Genomic DNA, 16,674 nt, shown 5'->3' on the forward strand with positions numbered 1-16,674 from the left:
AGAACCTCCATATGGTCGGAGATAAATCCCACCGGGACGACCACCGCCGCGGGGATCCCCTCGGCGTGGACTTGGCGCAAGGCGTCGCCAATGTCGGGTTCGAGCCAGGGTTGGGTGGGAGGGCCGCTGCGACTTTGATAGACTAACTGCCAGGGTCCGCGCCATTGTTTACCATGATGGCTGTCTGTGCATTTCCGTAGTTCCTCGGCAATCAAACGACAGGTTTCTTGCAATTGCGCCTGGTAACGAGTGTTTTGGGCCATGGCCACCGGGATGCTATGCGCGGTAAACAAGACCGCCGCCGAAGCCTGTTGTTCGGAGGATAGTTGCGCTAACGCCGTTTGAGTCTGCTCGAGCATTGGCTCAATAAAGCCGGGATGATTGTAAAACACTCGCAATTTATCGACTTGGGGGGCTCCCGGACCGATGGCATTAGCGGCGGCAAGTATATTTTCACGATATTGGCGGCAGCCGGAATAAGAGCTATAGGCCGAGGTAAAAAATGCTATCGCCCGCTGGATACCATCCGCCCGCATCTGGGCCAATGTGTCAGGGAGCAGGGGGTGCCAGTTGCGATTTCCCCAATAAATCGGGAGATTTGGGCCGTAAGCGGCTAATTCCTGCCGCAAAGCCGCGATTAACGCGCGATTTTGGGCGTTAATAGGACTGACGCCGCCAAAGTGGTGGTAATGCTCGGCAACCTCCAACATCCGCGCCCGGGGGACGTTTCGCCCCAGCAAGACGTTTTCGAGAAACGGCAGGACATCATCCGGGCCTTCGGGACCGCCAAAGGAAACAAGCAAAACAGCGTCGTACATGGGATGGGTTTTGTAAGTGATGATATTACAAGCGCTTAGGTCAAGTGGCGCAAGGTGGATAGGGGAAAAGGTTTCTTTGGGTAAATTCTTCTTTTATCATAGCCGCTGGTCAATTTTCGCAAACGACCCTCCCCCTAGAACTTTTTATGCGGAAAAATTTTATTCCGCCGGAGTGCGGGAATAATGTCAGCTAAAAATAGCGATTCTGAAAAGGCAGCAGCGAATCTACGTTTGGCGACTTCCCCATTATTTTGAAAAAAATTTCCCCGCCGACTGGGCCCTGGGGGAGCATATAATAGCGGATACGGTTACAAAAAGTGTGCTTTTGGGCGAGGTAATCATTCCCATGTTGCTGGTCGCGACGGAAACAACCAAACGCGGAAATGCGGGGGTACAATCCCTGGCGGAGGCTTCCGACCGGGAATTACTGCGGCAATTTGTCCAGGGAGAGGAACGTGCCTTTACCGCGCTGGTCCAACGGCATGCTTCCCTAGTCCAGGGGGTTTGCCAGCGGGTGTTGCGCCGGGCCAGTGAGGCGGAAGACGCTTTTCAGGCGACTTTTATGGTCTTGGCCCGCAAGGCCAATTCCTGGCAGTGGCAAGAGTCGATCGCGGGTTGGCTGCATCAGACGGCGCTGCGTAGTTCCTTAAAGCTAAGGGGTATGTCCGCGCGGCGGCGGCAGGTCGAGCAGAATTCCCCTTCAGCGGACGTCGGCGTGGAGTCCCTGGATCAAACGGATCCCCAGCAGGTCGCCAGTTTGCGCGAGTTGGCGGAACTACTGGATCAGGAATTAGCCAATCTGCCAGCTAAGCTGCGCGAAGTCATGTTGCTTTGCCAAATCGAAGGACTCAGTCGCGATGACGCGGCGGCCCGCTTGGCAATCTCGCCATCCGCGGTAAAAGATCGACTCGAGCGGGCCCGCGAGAATTTGCGCCGCGGGTTGACCCGGCGGGGAGTAACGCTTTCGGCGACTCTGCTAGCGGCGGTTCTGCTGCCGCAGGGGGCTTCGGCCGCGGGATTAACGGCGTTGGCCGGCGCGACCGCGCAATCCGCGACAGCTTTTGCAACCGGATCCTTGGCCGCGGGGACAGTCTCTTCGGCAGTAACTTTGGCACAAGGAGTTTTAAACATCATGGGACTAGAGAAGCTCAAATACGCGGCGATTTGCCTGATGGCCTGTTTGACCGCCGGGACGATTGCCTATGGGATGCTGCAGGATGCGCCCGATCGCTTTGAAAAAGGCCTGCGGGGCGAAGTCATCTCTGTGCAAACCAGCGCCCCCGCCAGCGTGACCGTGCGGCTGGAACATTTTGAAACACCGTTGTCGTTGGGGATCGCGCCCGACGCCAAATGCTGGATTTCGTTTGAAACGCATGACCTCAGCGGCATCAAACCGGGCCAATACGTGGCCCTGAACTTGGCCGAGGATCATCGCACCGTCAAGGAAATCCATGTCCAAGGGGAGCAGCGCCAAGTCCAAGTCCAGGCCGTTTCCGCGGGAAAAATCACAGTCAAAAATATCGACGAAGGAGACGAGGAACAAACCGCGCCGGAAGAGGAATTAAAGCTGGCGGAAGGGGCCATTGTGCGGATTGGCAACTTGCCGGCAACCCTGGCGGAGCTAAAACCGGGCATGCAAATTCCCGTGGAATTTGGGCCTAATGGCAAGACTGTCAACGCCATCGAAGCGGATGCCGCCCCCGAGGATTTGTACGACGGGGAACTACTGTCGGTTGACACTGCATCCTCCACGCTCAAACTCAAATGCGATAAGGATGACCAACCCTTGGAAATCACGTTCCATGTGCGGCCGGAAAGCCAAATCACCCTGGATGGCAAGCGGGCCACTTTGACGGATCTCAAACCGGGCTCTGTGTTGTATCTACGCGAGGACAAATTGCAAAACTATGTCCCGGCGATACGCGCCACGAGTCCCGAACCGGACTCTGTGGAAGTTGCTATGGTGGATGAACCGGAAGAAGCCGCGGCCCCCCAAGACAAAGCCGAACCCGCCGAGGCTGAAAAGGCTGACGAAGCGGCCGAACCCGCCGAGGCTGAAAAGGCTGACGAAGGGGCCGAAGCGGCCGAACCCGCCGAAAAAGATGACGCCGATCAGCCAGAGGCCGAACAAAAAGATCCTGAACAGTCCAAAGCCGAATAACCATAACGCTCTTCAAGAATCGTTATCCGGCTCTTTGTCAGTTCGCTAGATCATCTACATTCCTACCCCCGTCCGAGTCCCGACTCGGCGGGGGTTTATCTTTATGGTTGGCCACCCGGCAAGGTCCTCGAGGGTGTCTAAAGCCACTATTCGCGGGTTTTTTGCTGCTATAAGTCAAATTGCGGTAATGACTTGTGCTCTCTTTATACAACTTTGATACTGTCCCCCCCGGTCTTAACCCCGTTTTGATTTGGGTCTGGATAGGATTAGGTCGAAGTGCAGTGAGGCAAAAGAATTTTTTAATACCGAGGTGTGCGATGTGGGAAATGACAGTAATCGCCGTGGGAGCGGGTTTGTCCCTGGCAATGTTTGGATTGATCGAGCTTTGCGACCATTTACTGGGAGGGACGCGATGAACGCTGGCGAGGTGTTAACCCTCATTTTAGTGGCTGGCTTGGCCATCTGCTTGACTTGTGCGCTGTTAAAGCCGGAGTGGTTTTCATGACCAATTATATGTGGATCCAATTGATACTGTTTGTAGGATTGCTCTTGGCTTTGGTAAAACCGCTGGGCCACTACATGGCGGGCGTCTACCGGGGAGAGTTTCGCTGGGCCGCCCCCGTGGAAGATTGGCTGTACCGCGTGGCGGGTGTGAATCCCCAAACGCAGATGACTTGGCGAGGTTACGCGGCAGCGGTGCTGACACTCAACTTCTTGGGATTTGCCGCGTTGTACGGCATCTTGCAATGGCAGGAAATTCTGCCGGTCAATCCGCAACAGTTTTCCGCGCTGACTCCGGATTTGGCGTTTAACACCGCGATTAGCTTTGTCTCCAATACAAATTGGCAAAGCTATGGCGGAGAGACAACGCTAAGCCATGGATCGCAAATGTGGGGCCTGACAGTGCAGAATTTTCTTAGCGCTGCCACGGGCATGGCGGTGCTTATCGCGCTCGTGCGGGGTTTTACAGGGAAATTAGCCAACACAATTGGGAATTTCTGGGTCGATTTTACCCGGTCCATACTCTATATCTTACTGCCACTATCGGTAATTTGGGCGATATTGCTGATCGCGCAGGGAGTCCCGCAAACGCTGGCCGGTAGTGCGACAGCGCAGTTGATCCAGCCCCTGACGGATGCCAACGGCGCGACCGTGACCGAGCAAACGATTGCCCTGGGGCCGGTGGCTTCGCAAGTGGCAATCAAGCAACTAGGGACGAATGGAGGGGGCTTTTTTAACGTCAATTCCGCCCATCCGCTGGAAAATCCGACGCCCATTTCGAATTTCTTGCAACTGCTGGCCATATTGCTGATTCCCGCGGCATTGTGTTACACGTTTGGCGATCTGGTGGATGATACCCGCCAGGGTTGGGCGATTTTGGCCGCGATGACGATCATCTTTGTGCCGCTGTGTGTGGGAACAATGGCCGCCGAACAATTAGGCGTTCCCGCCTATGAAAAAATGGGAATTGATCAGTCGGCCAGCGAATTTCAGTCCGGCGGCAACATGGAAGGAAAAGAAACCCGCTTTGGCATTGCCAGTTCCGCGCTGTGGGCCACCGCCACGACCGCCGCGTCCAATGGAAGCGTGAATGCGATGCACGATTCGTTTACGCCTTTGGGGGGGCTAATTCCTATGTGGCTAATGCAACTGGGAGAAGTCATTTATGGGGGCGTGGGAAGCGGACTTTACGGAATGTTGGTGTTTGCCATCATCGCTGTGTTTGTGGCGGGACTCATGGTTGGCCGCACGCCGGAATACCTAGGCAAAAAGATCGAAGCGGCGGAGATGAAGCTGGCATCGCTGGTCATACTGATTCCACCGTTTTTGGTGCTGATTGGTACGGCGATTTCGGTGGCGGGGCCAGGGCTGGACTATATCGGGGCCACGCCGGAAGAGATCAAATCCAATTTGAATAACCCAGGCGCGCATGGCTTTAGCGAGGTGCTGTACGCCTGGTCGTCGGCGGGAAACAACAACGGCAGCGCCTTTGCCGGCCTGACCGCCAACGAACCGTTCTACAATACCGGCCTGGGCATCGCCATGTTTTTGGCGAGATTTGCCTTGATCGTACCGGTGTTGGCCATCGCCGGTTCGCTCGCCCGGAAAAAAGTTACTCCCGCCTCGACTGGCACGTTGCCCACGCATACACCCTTGTTTGTGGCGTTGCTGATCGGGGTGGTGCTGCTCGTGGGGGCGCTCACGTTTGTTCCCGCGCTGGCGCTCGGTCCGGTGGTGGAACACCTGCAATTTCTCGGCTAATTTCTCGCATTCCTAAGAGTCTTTTGGGCTTTATACTATGTCCTCGACAACACAACAACGTTCGCTTTTTGATCCGCAGATTTTATGGCCGGCGGTACGCCAGTCATTCGTCAAACTGGATCCGCGTTTGCAAATCCGCAACCCCGTGATGTTTACGGTGTTTTTGGGTAGTATCCTCACAACTTTTTTGGCAATCGCGACGGTTGGACAAACTAGCGGTGAGTCGGTTTGGTTTGTGGGGGGGATCAGTCTCTGGCTGTGGTTTACCGTGTTGTTTGCCAATTTTGCCGAGGCCATGGCCGAGGGACGGGGCAAGGCCCAGGCGGATTCGCTCCGCCAGGCCCGCCAGGACGTCCAGGCACAAAAACTTGACGCTCCCAGAAAGGATGCGGCCCGCACGGCGGTCTCGGCTTCACAACTGCGCAAGGATGACGTGGTTATTGTGGAGGCGGGCAACATGATTCCAGCCGACGGCGAAGTGGTCGTGGGCGTGGCCTCGGTCGATGAAAGCGCGATCACCGGCGAAAGCGCGCCGGTCATTCGCGAAAGCGGCGGGGACCGCAGCAGCGTTACCGGGGGCACACGGGTATTGTCAGATTGGCTGGTTGTGCGGGTGACGGCCAATCCGGGCGAAACTTTTTTGGATCGGATGATTTCCCTGGTCGAAGGGGCCAAACGGCAAAAAACACCTAACGAAATCGCCTTGGATATTCTGCTGGCGGCATTAACATTGGTCTTTTTGGTGGTGTGCGTCACACTGTTGCCATTTTCCAAATACAGCGTTTCCGCGGCGGGGCAGGGGACGCCCATCACCATTGCCGTGTTGGTGGCGCTACTGGTTTGCTTGATCCCCACCACCATCGGGGGGCTGTTATCGGCGATCGGCATTGCCGGCATGGACCGGATGATCCAGGCCAATGTCATCGCCACGTCGGGACGCGCGATCGAGGCCGCGGGGGATGTCGATGTGCTGCTACTCGACAAAACCGGCACGATTACACTGGGTAACCGCCAAGCGGTGGAGTTAATTCCCGCGCCGGGGGTCACCATCGAAGCCCTGGCCGATGCCGCGCAACTGGCCTCTTTGGCCGATGAAACGCCCGAAGGACGCAGCGTGGTGGTCCTGGCGAAGGAAAAGTATGGCTTGCGCGGAAGGGAATTTGCCGAATCACACGCTCAATTTGTGACCTTTAGCGCGCAAACCCGAATCAGCGGCGTTGATCTGGGCGTGCGACAAATACGCAAAGGGGCCGCCGATGCCATTATAAAATTTGTTGAAGAGCAGCGGGGAAACTTTCCCGAAGCTGCCCGTAAAACCGTGGAAGACATTGCCAAACAAGGGGGGACCCCCCTGGTCGTGGCCGAAAACGAGCGCGTCCTGGGGACGATATTTTTAAAGGATATTGTCAAGCGGGGGATCAAGGAACGCTTTTCAGAACTGCGCCGTATGGGGATCAAGACCGTCATGATCACCGGTGATAACCCCTTGACCGCCGCCGCCATCGCCGCCGAGGCGGGCGTGGACGACTTTTTGGCCCAGGCCACGCCCGAGGCCAAGCTCAAACTCATTCGCGAATACCAAGCCGGGGGGCGATTGGTGGCGATGACGGGGGATGGAACGAATGACTCTCCCGCGCTCGCCCAGGCGGATGTCGCGGTGGCGATGAACTCCGGCACGCAAGCGGCGAAGGAAGCGGGAAACATGGTTGATTTGGACTCTAACCCGACCAAACTGATCGAAATTGTCGAGATTGGCAAGCAATTGCTGATGACCCGGGGAGCGCTGACCACGTTTAGCCTAGCTAATGACGTGGCCAAGTATTTTGCCATCATTCCGGCCGCGTTTGCCAGCACCTATCCCGTGCTGAATCGCTTGAATGTGATGCAACTGGCTTCTCCCTCGAGCGCAATCCTGTCCGCGGTCATTTTTAACGCGATCATCATTGTGTTTTTGATTCCCCTGGCGCTCCGGGGGGTCAAATATCAAGCGCTCGGGGCCGACCGCTTGTTGCGCAATAATCTGCTGATTTATGGGCTAGGAGGATTGGTGGTGCCATTTGTGGGAATCAAACTCTTGGACATGATTTTGGTCGGTTTGGGCTTGGCTTAACCGCTGGACGGCTAGTGCATTCATTCAATCTATCACTGAAAATTTTGGGAGACTTTTGGCATGTTTGCTGTGTTACGCGCGGGAATGGTATTTTTGACGCTCTTTACCTTGATAACGGGCGTGATTTATCCGCTGGTGATTACCGGCATTGCCCAGGTGGTGTTTCCAGGCGGGGCAAATGGCAGCCTGCTCACCCAGGGGGGGCGGGTGGTGGGATCGAGCTTGATAGGCCAGGAATTTAGCGATGCCCGCTACTTTTGGGGGCGTCCATCGGCCACAGGGCCGGTCCCCTACAACGCCGCGGCGTCAACGGGGTCAAATTTTAGTCCGACAAATCCCGGGCAGTTGGAAGCGGTGCGGCAGCGGGCGGAGAAGCTGCGCGCCGCCCACCCCGCCGAACAAGGAGCAATTCCCGTGGATTTAGTAACAGCGTCCGGCAGCGGCCTCGACCCCCACATTAGCCCCGCCGCGGCTAACTACCAGGCAGCGCGGGTCGCCGCCGCGCGGAATATACCAGTCGAAAAAGTACGGGAGCTGATTTCAACGCATACGATCTCCCGCAGTCTGGGCGTTTTGGGCGAACCGGGAGTAAATGTACTGGAACTGAACTTGGCGCTGGACGCCAGTAAGTAACATACTTAGGAGTGATATCATGTCCCCAGCGTTACCTGTGATTGAATTGCATGGCGGGCCGCGCGATGGTCTAAGGATCATTTGGCAAGAACCGGATTGCGATATCGAAGATTACCCGATACTTCACGATACAGGGGTTCCGGTGAGTGTGGTATATAATTATGTCTATCGCGAGCCTCGTCGGCTTTCGGTGCCGAACAAGGTTAATCCCGACGAAATGGCCGCATCCCATTGTTTTTCGCCAAACAAATGTGTTCCTTCCATTGGCGGGCGATTAAGCATCAGGCTGCGGGGTTTGTGCCGCGCGGCCTTTTCCGCCGTCCGCGCTTGGCTGTTAAAACCTGTATCGTTTCCCATGGATTTGCGGGCCTACCAAGGCCAACCCCCCCTTGGCCGCGACAATTAATACGCATCCCATGTCCGTAGCCGACCAGCGACCAAATCCCGATCTGCTTTTGACCCAGGTGCAGGCGGAAGATCTGCAAGCGCGGCGCGGTCGGCTGAAAATCTTTTTTGGATACGCGGCTGGCGTGGGCAAGACCTACGCCATGCTCCAGGCGGGACAGCGGGCCAAAGCCGCGGGGGTAGATGTGGTCGTGGGCTATGTGGAACCACATGGCCGCCAAGAGACCGAGGCTCTCTTGGCGGGGTTGGAACAATTGCCCACACGCTCCTGCGAGCACCGCGGCGTGACCCTGCAAGAATTTGACCTGGATCGCGCGCTCGATCGTCGCCCCGCGCTGATTCTGGTCGATGAATTAGCGCATACCAACGCTCCCGGAAGTCGTCATACCAAGCGTTGGCAAGATATCCTAGAGCTGCTGGCGGCCGGGATTGATGTGTATAGCTCGCTCAATGTGCAACATATCGAAAGCCTGAATGATGTCATCGCCGGAGTGACGGGCGTTATTGTGCGGGAAACACTCCCCGACGCCGTTTTGGAAAACGCTGATGAGATCGAGTTGATTGACATTACGCCCGATCAATTGCGGGATCGGTTGCAAGCCGGAAAAATTTACCTGCCCCAGCAGGCCGAGCGGGCCATCAATAATTTTTTTCTGAAAACGAATCTCGTCGCCCTGCGCGAGCTGTCCTTACGGCAGGCGGCCAATCGCATCCGCCGCGATGTTGATTCCGCCCATCAACGTCGCGCGGCCAAGCAGCCCTGGCTGACCAACGAGCGGCTGTTGGTTTGTGTCGGTCCCAGCCCTTCCTCGGCCAAGGTTCTGCGCGCGTCCAAGCGGTTGGCCGCGTCGCTGGACGCGCCGTGGTTGGCGGTCTCCGTCGACACGGGTCACGGCTCCGCCGCAAATTCCACGGTCGCTGCACAAACTTCGGCCCATTTACATTTAGCCGAACAACTAGGAGCGGAAACCCATACCCTAGTCGGCACCAATGTCGCCGAAACGATTTTAAACTATGCCCGCGAGCGCAATGTTAGCAAAATCGTGCTGGGTAAAACAGCCGCTCCCTTATGGCAGCGAATGTGGAAGGCACCGCTGGTGGATCAACTGCTGGCTGAAAGCGGTGAGATCGATATTTATGTGATTCGCGGTGATGAAGCAGAAAGTCGGACTCCCCACCCCGCTCCGGCTGCTCCCGTGCCAGATAAACGACCTTATTGGTATGCGCTCGTGGCTGTCGCGGTTGGCACCATGATCGGGTTTGTGTGCGATTGGTTGGGCATGGGGGAGGGAAACCTCAGCATGCTGTTTCTTTTGTGCGTGGTCTTTGTCGCCACGAGGTATGGCGGCGGACCGGCCATTATAGCCTCGCTCGCGGGAGTTCTTTCATTCGATTTTTTCTTTGTGCCTCCGCGCTGGACCTTTGCCGTCCATGATACCCAGTACATCGTCACGTTTGTGGTAATGCTTTTTGTGGGCCTGCTGGTGAGCCGTCTGACCAACCAAGTCCGCGAGCAACTTCGCGCCGCCCAAGAGCGCGAGCGGCGCACGCACGCGCTGTACCGCCTCTCGCGGCAATTGGGCGAGGCGAACGGATCGGAATTTTTGGTGCAAATGGCCGGCCGCCAATTGCAAGAAATCTTTCAAGCCCAGGTTGTGATTTATTTACCACACGGCCAGGAATTAAGCCTCCGTTTTGGCGGGCATACGCAAATTGCCAAGGATTCCCAGAATTTCACCGTCGCCGAGTGGGTCAGCCGGCAACAACAGCCTGCTGGCTGGAAAACCGACACGCTGCCGCAGGCGACGGCCCTGTTTTTGCCCCTGGTGGGGACCCAACACAACTTGGGCGTGGTGGGAATCCGCCCCCAAGAGGAATGGCGGTTGCAAGATCCCGAGGAACGCCGCTTATTAGAGTCATGCGCCGCGCAAATCGCCCTCGCGCTCGAGCGCGATGAGTTGGCGTTGGCCGCGCATACGGCGGAGTTACGGGTGGAGGCGGAGGAACTGCGGAATTCGCTTTTAAGCTCGGTATCGCATGATTTGCGCACTCCGTTGGCGGCCATTGCGGGGGCGGGGACTAGTTTGCTATCCGCGGCAGACACGATTTCGCCGCAAACCAAGGCCGAGCTACTGGAAACGATTGTTGACGAATCGCAGCGCTTGACGCGGTTGGTCGAAAATTTGCTGGATATGACACGCCTGGAAGCGGGCAAATTGCAGTTGCACTTGCAATGGCAAGTGTTGGAGGAATTGCTGGGTTCGGCCCTGGCGCGGTTAAAAAAGCCGCTGGCCTTACGTCCGCTCAAGGTGGAAATTGCCGAACAATTTCCCTTAATCCAGGTGGATGGGCTATTATTTGAACAAATGTTGGTTAATTTGCTGGAGAATGCCGCGCGGTACACACCCCCCGATTCGCCAATTACCATCGCGGCCAGCATGACCGGCGGGGAGTTGCTATTGGAAGTACGTGATCGCGGTCCGGGATTACCGTCGGGAAAGGAAGAGTTGATTTTTGATAAATTTTACCGATCCGCGGGTCGACTGCCCGATGGACAACGGGGAGTCGGCTTGGGCCTGGCCATCTGCCGGGCGATTGCCACCGCGCATCAGGGGACCATTCGCGCGTATAATCAACCGGGAGGGGGCGCGGTCTTTGAAGTAAGACTTCCCTGCTCGGCCAATCCGCCGCAGGTGCCCAATCTGGAACTACCTGAATCCCCCCTCCCCCTGAAAAACTAATAAATACCCCCCTCGACGCGCCACGGTAATTTTTATGTCCGCGAATATGCCATTAATTTTAGTGATCGAGGATGAAGCGCCAATCCGCAAATTCTTGCGGGTGTCGCTGACGGCCCATGGGTATCACCTGGTCGAGGCGGAGACCGCCGAACAGGGCTTGCGACTGGCGGCGCAGCAGCCGCCGGATTTGGTGATCTTGGATTTGGGTTTGCCAGACCAGGATGGACTGGAGTTGCTGGCTCGGTTGCGGGAATGGTTTCGCGGGCCGATATTGATTTTATCCGCGCGGGGAAATGAGCAAGACAAGGTCAAAGCCTTGGACCAGGGGGCCGACGATTACCTGACCAAGCCCTTTGGCGTCGAGGAATTGCAAGCGCGATTGCGTGTGGCGCTGCGGCATAGCGCCTTGGCACGGCAGCCAACGGCCAGCCCGATCTTTGAAACAGGAGAATTAAAGGTGGATTTGGGGTCGCGGCGAGTCTTTCGCGCGGGAGAAGAAATCCATCTGACCCCGTTGGAATATCGCCTCTTGACGACCATGATTCAGCACGCTGGCAAGGTGCTGACCCACCGCTTTTTATTAAAGGAGGTCTGGGGACCGCAGCAAGTCCAAGAGCATCATTACCTGCGGGTGTATATGGCGGGCTTGCGCCGCAAAATCGAAAAAGATTCCGCGCTGCCGCAGTATTTACTCACCGAGACCGGAGTCGGCTATCGACTGCGGCAGGTTGATACCACTTTCGCGGAAAACGGGGCAAGTGCGCCGCGTGAATGACGCGATGTCGCCAGAACAAAAATTGTCACGCCAGCTCAATTTGAATCTGCCCGGCGGCGGGCAGGCTGACCGCAAATTCTTGCCCTTCGACTCGAATTGTCATTAGCCCGGATTCAGGCTGCAATACCGTAACTTCGCCGACGGTTCCCAGGGCCAGATGACTGGCGGTCAAATATCGTAAAAATTCGGGCGATTGGTCCAGCACCCGCGTGATACGAAACGATTTGCCCGGGGGGCAGGCCGCCAGCGACATCGCCGCCGTCGCCGCCATCGATCCATCCGCCCGCGGGATGGGATCACCGTGGGGATCGACCGCGGGATGACCCAGATAGTCATCGATTCGATCCACCAGCAAATCGCTGACGGCATGTTCCATGTGTTCCGCTTCTTCGTGGACCTCGTCCCACGTCAATTGCAGGGTCTTGGCCAGGAATAATTCGATCAGTCGATGTCGCCGTATCACCCGCAAGGCCAATGCCGAACCGGATTTGGTGAGGCTAACGCCGGAATACGGCTGATAGGTCGCCAATCCGCTTTCGTTCAGCGTCTTGAGCATGCTGGTCACCGTTCCGGGTGAAACGCCCAAGGCCGCGGCCAACTGACCAGTGGCCACGTTTGGCTGGTCCCCGCCCAGGCCAATTTGATAAATGGCCTTAACATAATTTTCCACAGTGAGACTGGGCATGCAATTCGCCTGGAGAGAGGGGAACTTCCCTTTGCCAGATGTCCAAATTCCGGCAAACGGACCTAGGATTTTACACATTTTCCGGCGGTTGAAAAGCTACAGGCCGGGACTTTGCTACCGATGAGGCAGATCAGGAGAATTTGTAACTGTTATTAACATAAAGAATCTTAATACCCCCAGAAGGAATTTTCTAAATGGGTATTATGAGGGTACTGAGAGAATTTTTGCGGGATTTAACACAGATTTGAAAGCGCGGCGCATAACCGCTCTATCTGGTCCACCGTGTTGTACAAATGAGCGGAAACACGCACAAAGCGGCGATTTTGCCAGTTCAAGACGGGACATTCGATGCCATATTGTTCCCAAAGCGCCCGTTTGATGGGGGGGGCGTCGCCAGGGGGTAATTCCACAAGCGCCATCGTCCCGCACCATTCCATGGTGGCGGGCGCTAGCGGGGGACGGCCATAAATGGCGGTCAAGCGCTCTTTAGCGTGGGCAGCCAGGCCAAAAGTGTATTCGCGAAATTGACTCCAACCCACCGTCTGACCTAAAAAGTCAATCGCCGCGGGAATCGTCAAATACGGCGAATGATCCCGTGTGCCCGGCCACAAAAATTCATCCCGCGGTTCTCGAGGCTGGGCCGGCGGGACGCGTCCCCAACTGAGAATAGGAGCGCTAAGATTCGCCTGCCACCGGGGATGCGCATATAAGAAACCGCTCCCCAGGGGCGCGCACAGCCATTTGTGACAACTGGCTACATAAAAGTCGCAATCCAAAGCATCCAGGCCTAAATCAAGCTGGGCCACGGCATGGGGACCGTCCACAACCACGATGACCCGCTCTCCATGGCAAGCGCGAATCGCCGCGGTGATATGCGCCACCGGAAGGGTCACGGCGGTGGCTGAGGTGATATGGCTCAGGACGACGATAGTCGTGCGGGGGGTAATCGCCGCTAAAATATCATCCACCACCTGTTGAGCCGTCGTAAAAGGAGTGGTTAACCGGGCAATGATTGGCTCGTGAGCGCCAGATTCCTGGCATTTGCGCTGCCAAATGCGCACAACAGCGCCGTATTCATGGTCCGTCAGTAGCACTTCGTCCCCTGTCCGCATGATGACCGAGCGGGCGACGGCGTTCATGGCGGCGGTGCAGTTTTCTTGAAATACCAGGTTGTCGGGGGATGCGCCGACCAGTTTGGCCAGAATGTCCCGCGCTGCAAACCAGGCTGGTTCCAACACGCGGTCAAAAAACTCCATGGGGTTGGCATTCATCCGCGCGCGCCACTGCGCCTGGCTTGCTTGAACAATCCGGGGGGGAGGTCCAAAGGAACCATGATTAAGATAGGTCACCCCGGGCGGAAACTGCCATTCCTCCGCCACCATTAAAGGGTTCAAACTGGCCATGATCTGTGTCACGCGGGGATGATCCACGGAAAAAAAGCGGTGCGACTAAAACTCGTATTTGCGAAACGACTGAATTCCCAACCACATCACGCCCAAGGTGGCCGCCAGCATGAGCAGCAAATTGACACCCTGCGAGAGGATAATCGCCGACGTGCCCCCCAGCCAGGTGATCCAGGAATCTGGCTGAAAGGCCATGATGCCCCGTTCGCGAATGATCCAGAGCTGGCAGGGGATGGCGGCAATCAGCACAATCAACAGGATATAACTGGCGCTGATTACTAGATTGAGCGTCCCGCCAAAGCCGGCGGCGATTTTAGAAGGGGACTCTTCGCGCAGATCGGGCATGATCGCCCCTAGTCCCACCGCCAATCCCGCCAAGCCCCAACAAAGCTGCAAGCAGGACAATTGGTGCAACAGCATCAACCACTGGGGCAAATCCAACATCCAATCGCTAAATCCGATCAGTAGCGCGCAGGGAATCCAGGACCCCAAGGAGGCGAATAAAAACTTGGCCATTAAGATCGCCCCCCGATCCACGGGGAGCAAATTTAAGATCCAAAATCGCTGTCCCTCCAGACTGATCATGGGATAAATAAAGCGGGTGGTAAACGTGCTGAGGATCAGTCCCACCACCGCCAAATTTAAAAAACCGATCAGTGCTGAATATTCACGCTCGTAGGGAAATCGCCGCAAATTGAGCAAATACAGCACCAACAATCCAAAAAACAACACCACTTGCAGCCATTGCAGGGGATCGCGGTGAAAGATTCGCCATTCCTTGTGAATCAATACCCGCAAATCCCTGGGAAAAAACCACAGCCAGCGCGACCGCCGCCACGGGTTGGGCTGCCGCGCGGACGGCGCAAATTTTCCCCGCGCGCCGGGCATGACTTGCAGCTTTTGATAGGCCTCCCGCACCAGCGGTCCCGCCAGATACGCCGCCACCAAATTTGTCATAAGCGCGTTGGAAATCAATACCCCCAAAAAGAGCAGGCTTTCCGACCAAGGTTGCGTGGCCAGGTCCAGTTCGGACTGTTGATTCTGGGCGTTGATCAAGCCCGCGCTTAACCAATAACTGGGCAAAAACCGCTGTTCGGTGTATTGCAATCGCTCTCCCAGATTGGCCCACCACGCGCGGGAGGTAAAATCCTGCTGGTCCACGGCCAGGGCAGACCAACTGACCCAAACCAAATAACCAAGAAAGATGGCGATCGCCCCCACCAAGACTAGCATCCGCCGCCGTGGCAAAAAATAGACCACCAACACGCAGACCAAAGCGCCGCAGCCCACGGGTATGTATAAAAACGAGACTAAAAATGGGAGCATAAGCGCGTAATAATACCACGGTGCATCCGTCGAGACCCCCGCCGCCACCAGCATCGGCGTGCTGGTCAACAAAAACCCCCAACCGGTAAACCAGATGGTTTCTTGGTATTTGTGGTGAAAGATGGCGTTTCCCGAGAGGGGTTGCGTTAATAGCCACCGCATTTCCGTCGAACGAAACAGCCCCCCATACATGATTAGCCCCGACGATATCGTTAACATCATCATCAGGGCGCTAAAATAGGTATTAAAGATGCTGGGCTTTAAATCGCCAAAGTTCGCTAAAAACACAAAGCCTTCGTGAAATAGCACATACAGTCCGATCCAAAAGCTGATGCTCAGCACGACGATCAGGGATAACCGCAGACGCGAAGTTTTGATTTTGTGCCAGATTGCGGCGCGCAACTGGCTGAGCCGCAAGCGGGAAAGCAGCGTATGTTCGGCGCGTAGTGATAGTCCCGCGCCAGCCTGGGCCAGTTCCGTGTCAAAGGGCGTCCGCCGGGCCGCGGCGGCATCCGGGGGAACGCTGTTCGCGGCTGGCGGGTCCAGGCTCATGCGGGGGGCGTGGGATCGGCGGTATTAGACACGGGTAAATCGCGATTGGCGATAAATCGCAAAAACAACTCTTCCAGGTTGAGCGTGTCCTGGGGCGCGGTTTGCCGCAGTTGGTCCAGGGTGCCGGTAAATCGCAATCGGCCTCCATCAATAATACCAATTCTGCTGGCAATTTGCTCGGCCACGCCCAGGGAATGCGTGGACATCAGGACGCTTTTACCGGCGGCGGCCATCTCGCCTAGTAAAATTCGAACCAGCCGCGCGCTGCGCGGGTCCAGGCCGACCATTGGCTCATCCACGATCAGGACCGCCGGATCATGCAGCAGGGCCGCGGCAAAGGCGACCCGTTGTTTCATGCCGTGGGAGTAGCTCTCGGCCAGTTCATCCAAAAAATTGCTTAATTCAAACCGTTCGGTCAGTTCCGCGACGCGGCTGGCGATTTTACCGCGGTCGAGCGCGTGAACCTCTCCCACAAACCACAAAAATTCCCGTCCGGTAAGCTTGTCATACAGGTAAGGCTCATCCGGGACATAGCCGACCAATTGATGCGCCTGGCGGGTCTGGGTGACAATATCATATCCGCAAATGCGGATCGTGCCGGCGGTGGGGCGCAATAAACCCACCAGCATTTTGATGGTGGTGGTTTTGCCAGCTCCGTTTGGGCCTAAATAGGCCAGCAATTCTCCGGGGTAAACGTTTAAGTTTAACCCGGATACGGCGACCTTGGAGCCATAACTGCGATAGACGTCCAGCAGTTCGATCATGATTGTAATGCCGCAAAGTTGCCGCCGGACGATTCCGCG

At 56.4% G+C, this 16,674-nt stretch carries 12 protein-coding genes; 7 read left to right on the forward strand and 5 right to left on the reverse strand.

From position 1 onward, the window contains the following. Positions 1 to 818, reverse strand: an 818-nt coding sequence (locus tag SFX18_10210) for a ferrochelatase (protein ID MDX1963517.1), incomplete at its 3' end; no start/stop codon positions are given. A 346-nt stretch (positions 819 to 1,164) separates the two neighbouring features. Between SFX18_10210 and SFX18_10215 the strand changes: the two genes are divergently transcribed. The 7 genes from SFX18_10215 to SFX18_10245 all read left to right on the forward strand — a co-directional run bounded on the left by SFX18_10215 (position 1,165) and on the right by SFX18_10245 (position 11,905). After that, positions 1,165 to 2,979, forward strand: coding sequence for an RNA polymerase sigma factor (locus tag SFX18_10215; GenBank protein MDX1963518.1), 1,815 nt, complete (start codon positions 1,165 to 1,167; stop codon positions 2,977 to 2,979). 501 nt (positions 2,980 to 3,480) lie between these two features. Further along, entirely contained in the window at positions 3,481 to 5,241 is a 1,761-nt protein-coding gene (gene kdpA, locus SFX18_10220; GenBank protein MDX1963519.1) for a potassium-transporting ATPase subunit KdpA, read from the forward strand. 37 nt (positions 5,242 to 5,278) lie between these two features. Then, positions 5,279 to 7,351: a potassium-transporting ATPase subunit KdpB gene (gene kdpB / locus SFX18_10225; protein MDX1963520.1), complete on the forward strand. Its 2,073-nt coding sequence runs from the start codon at positions 5,279 to 5,281 to the stop codon at positions 7,349 to 7,351. Between the two features lie 60 nt (positions 7,352 to 7,411). Continuing rightward, complete coding sequence (gene kdpC / locus SFX18_10230) at positions 7,412 to 7,984, forward strand: potassium-transporting ATPase subunit KdpC (GenBank protein MDX1963521.1); 573 nt, start codon at positions 7,412 to 7,414, stop codon at positions 7,982 to 7,984. 19 nt (positions 7,985 to 8,003) lie between these two features. Further along, on the forward strand, positions 8,004 to 8,390 hold the full coding sequence (locus SFX18_10235) for a hypothetical protein (protein ID MDX1963522.1): 387 nt from the start codon (positions 8,004 to 8,006) through the stop codon (positions 8,388 to 8,390). A 10-nt stretch (positions 8,391 to 8,400) separates the two neighbouring features. Further along, positions 8,401 to 11,130, forward strand: a complete 2,730-nt coding sequence (locus tag SFX18_10240; GenBank protein MDX1963523.1) for a sensor histidine kinase KdpD — start codon at positions 8,401 to 8,403, stop codon at positions 11,128 to 11,130. Between the two features lie 34 nt (positions 11,131 to 11,164). Further along, positions 11,165 to 11,905, forward strand: coding sequence for a response regulator (locus SFX18_10245; protein ID MDX1963524.1), 741 nt, complete (start codon positions 11,165 to 11,167; stop codon positions 11,903 to 11,905). 25 nt (positions 11,906 to 11,930) lie between these two features. On the opposite strand, the gene SFX18_10250 is transcribed toward SFX18_10245, so the two are convergent. The 4 genes from SFX18_10250 to SFX18_10265 all read right to left on the reverse strand — a co-directional run bounded on the left by SFX18_10250 (position 11,931) and on the right by SFX18_10265 (position 16,635). Next, positions 11,931 to 12,590 (reverse strand): metal-dependent transcriptional regulator, encoded by a 660-nt coding sequence (locus SFX18_10250; protein ID MDX1963525.1) that lies wholly within the window; start codon positions 12,588 to 12,590, stop codon positions 11,931 to 11,933. Positions 12,591 to 12,823: 233 nt separating this feature from the next. Beyond that, positions 12,824 to 13,993 carry an aminotransferase class V-fold PLP-dependent enzyme gene (locus tag SFX18_10255; protein MDX1963526.1) on the reverse strand — a complete coding sequence of 390 codons (1,170 nt, stop codon included), beginning with the start codon at positions 13,991 to 13,993 and terminating at the stop codon, positions 12,824 to 12,826. 45 nt (positions 13,994 to 14,038) lie between these two features. Beyond that, on the reverse strand, positions 14,039 to 15,871 hold the full coding sequence (locus tag SFX18_10260) for a hypothetical protein (GenBank protein MDX1963527.1): 1,833 nt from the start codon (positions 15,869 to 15,871) through the stop codon (positions 14,039 to 14,041). Beyond that, positions 15,868 to 16,635 (reverse strand): ABC transporter ATP-binding protein, encoded by a 768-nt coding sequence (locus SFX18_10265; GenBank protein MDX1963528.1) that lies wholly within the window; start codon positions 16,633 to 16,635, stop codon positions 15,868 to 15,870. The genes SFX18_10260 and SFX18_10265 overlap by 4 nt, the downstream gene beginning before the upstream one ends. Positions 16,636 to 16,674: the final 39 nt, after the last annotated feature.

The organism is Pirellulales bacterium (assembly GCA_033762255.1).
GTDB lineage: Bacteria > Planctomycetota > Planctomycetia > Pirellulales > JALHPA01 > JANRLT01.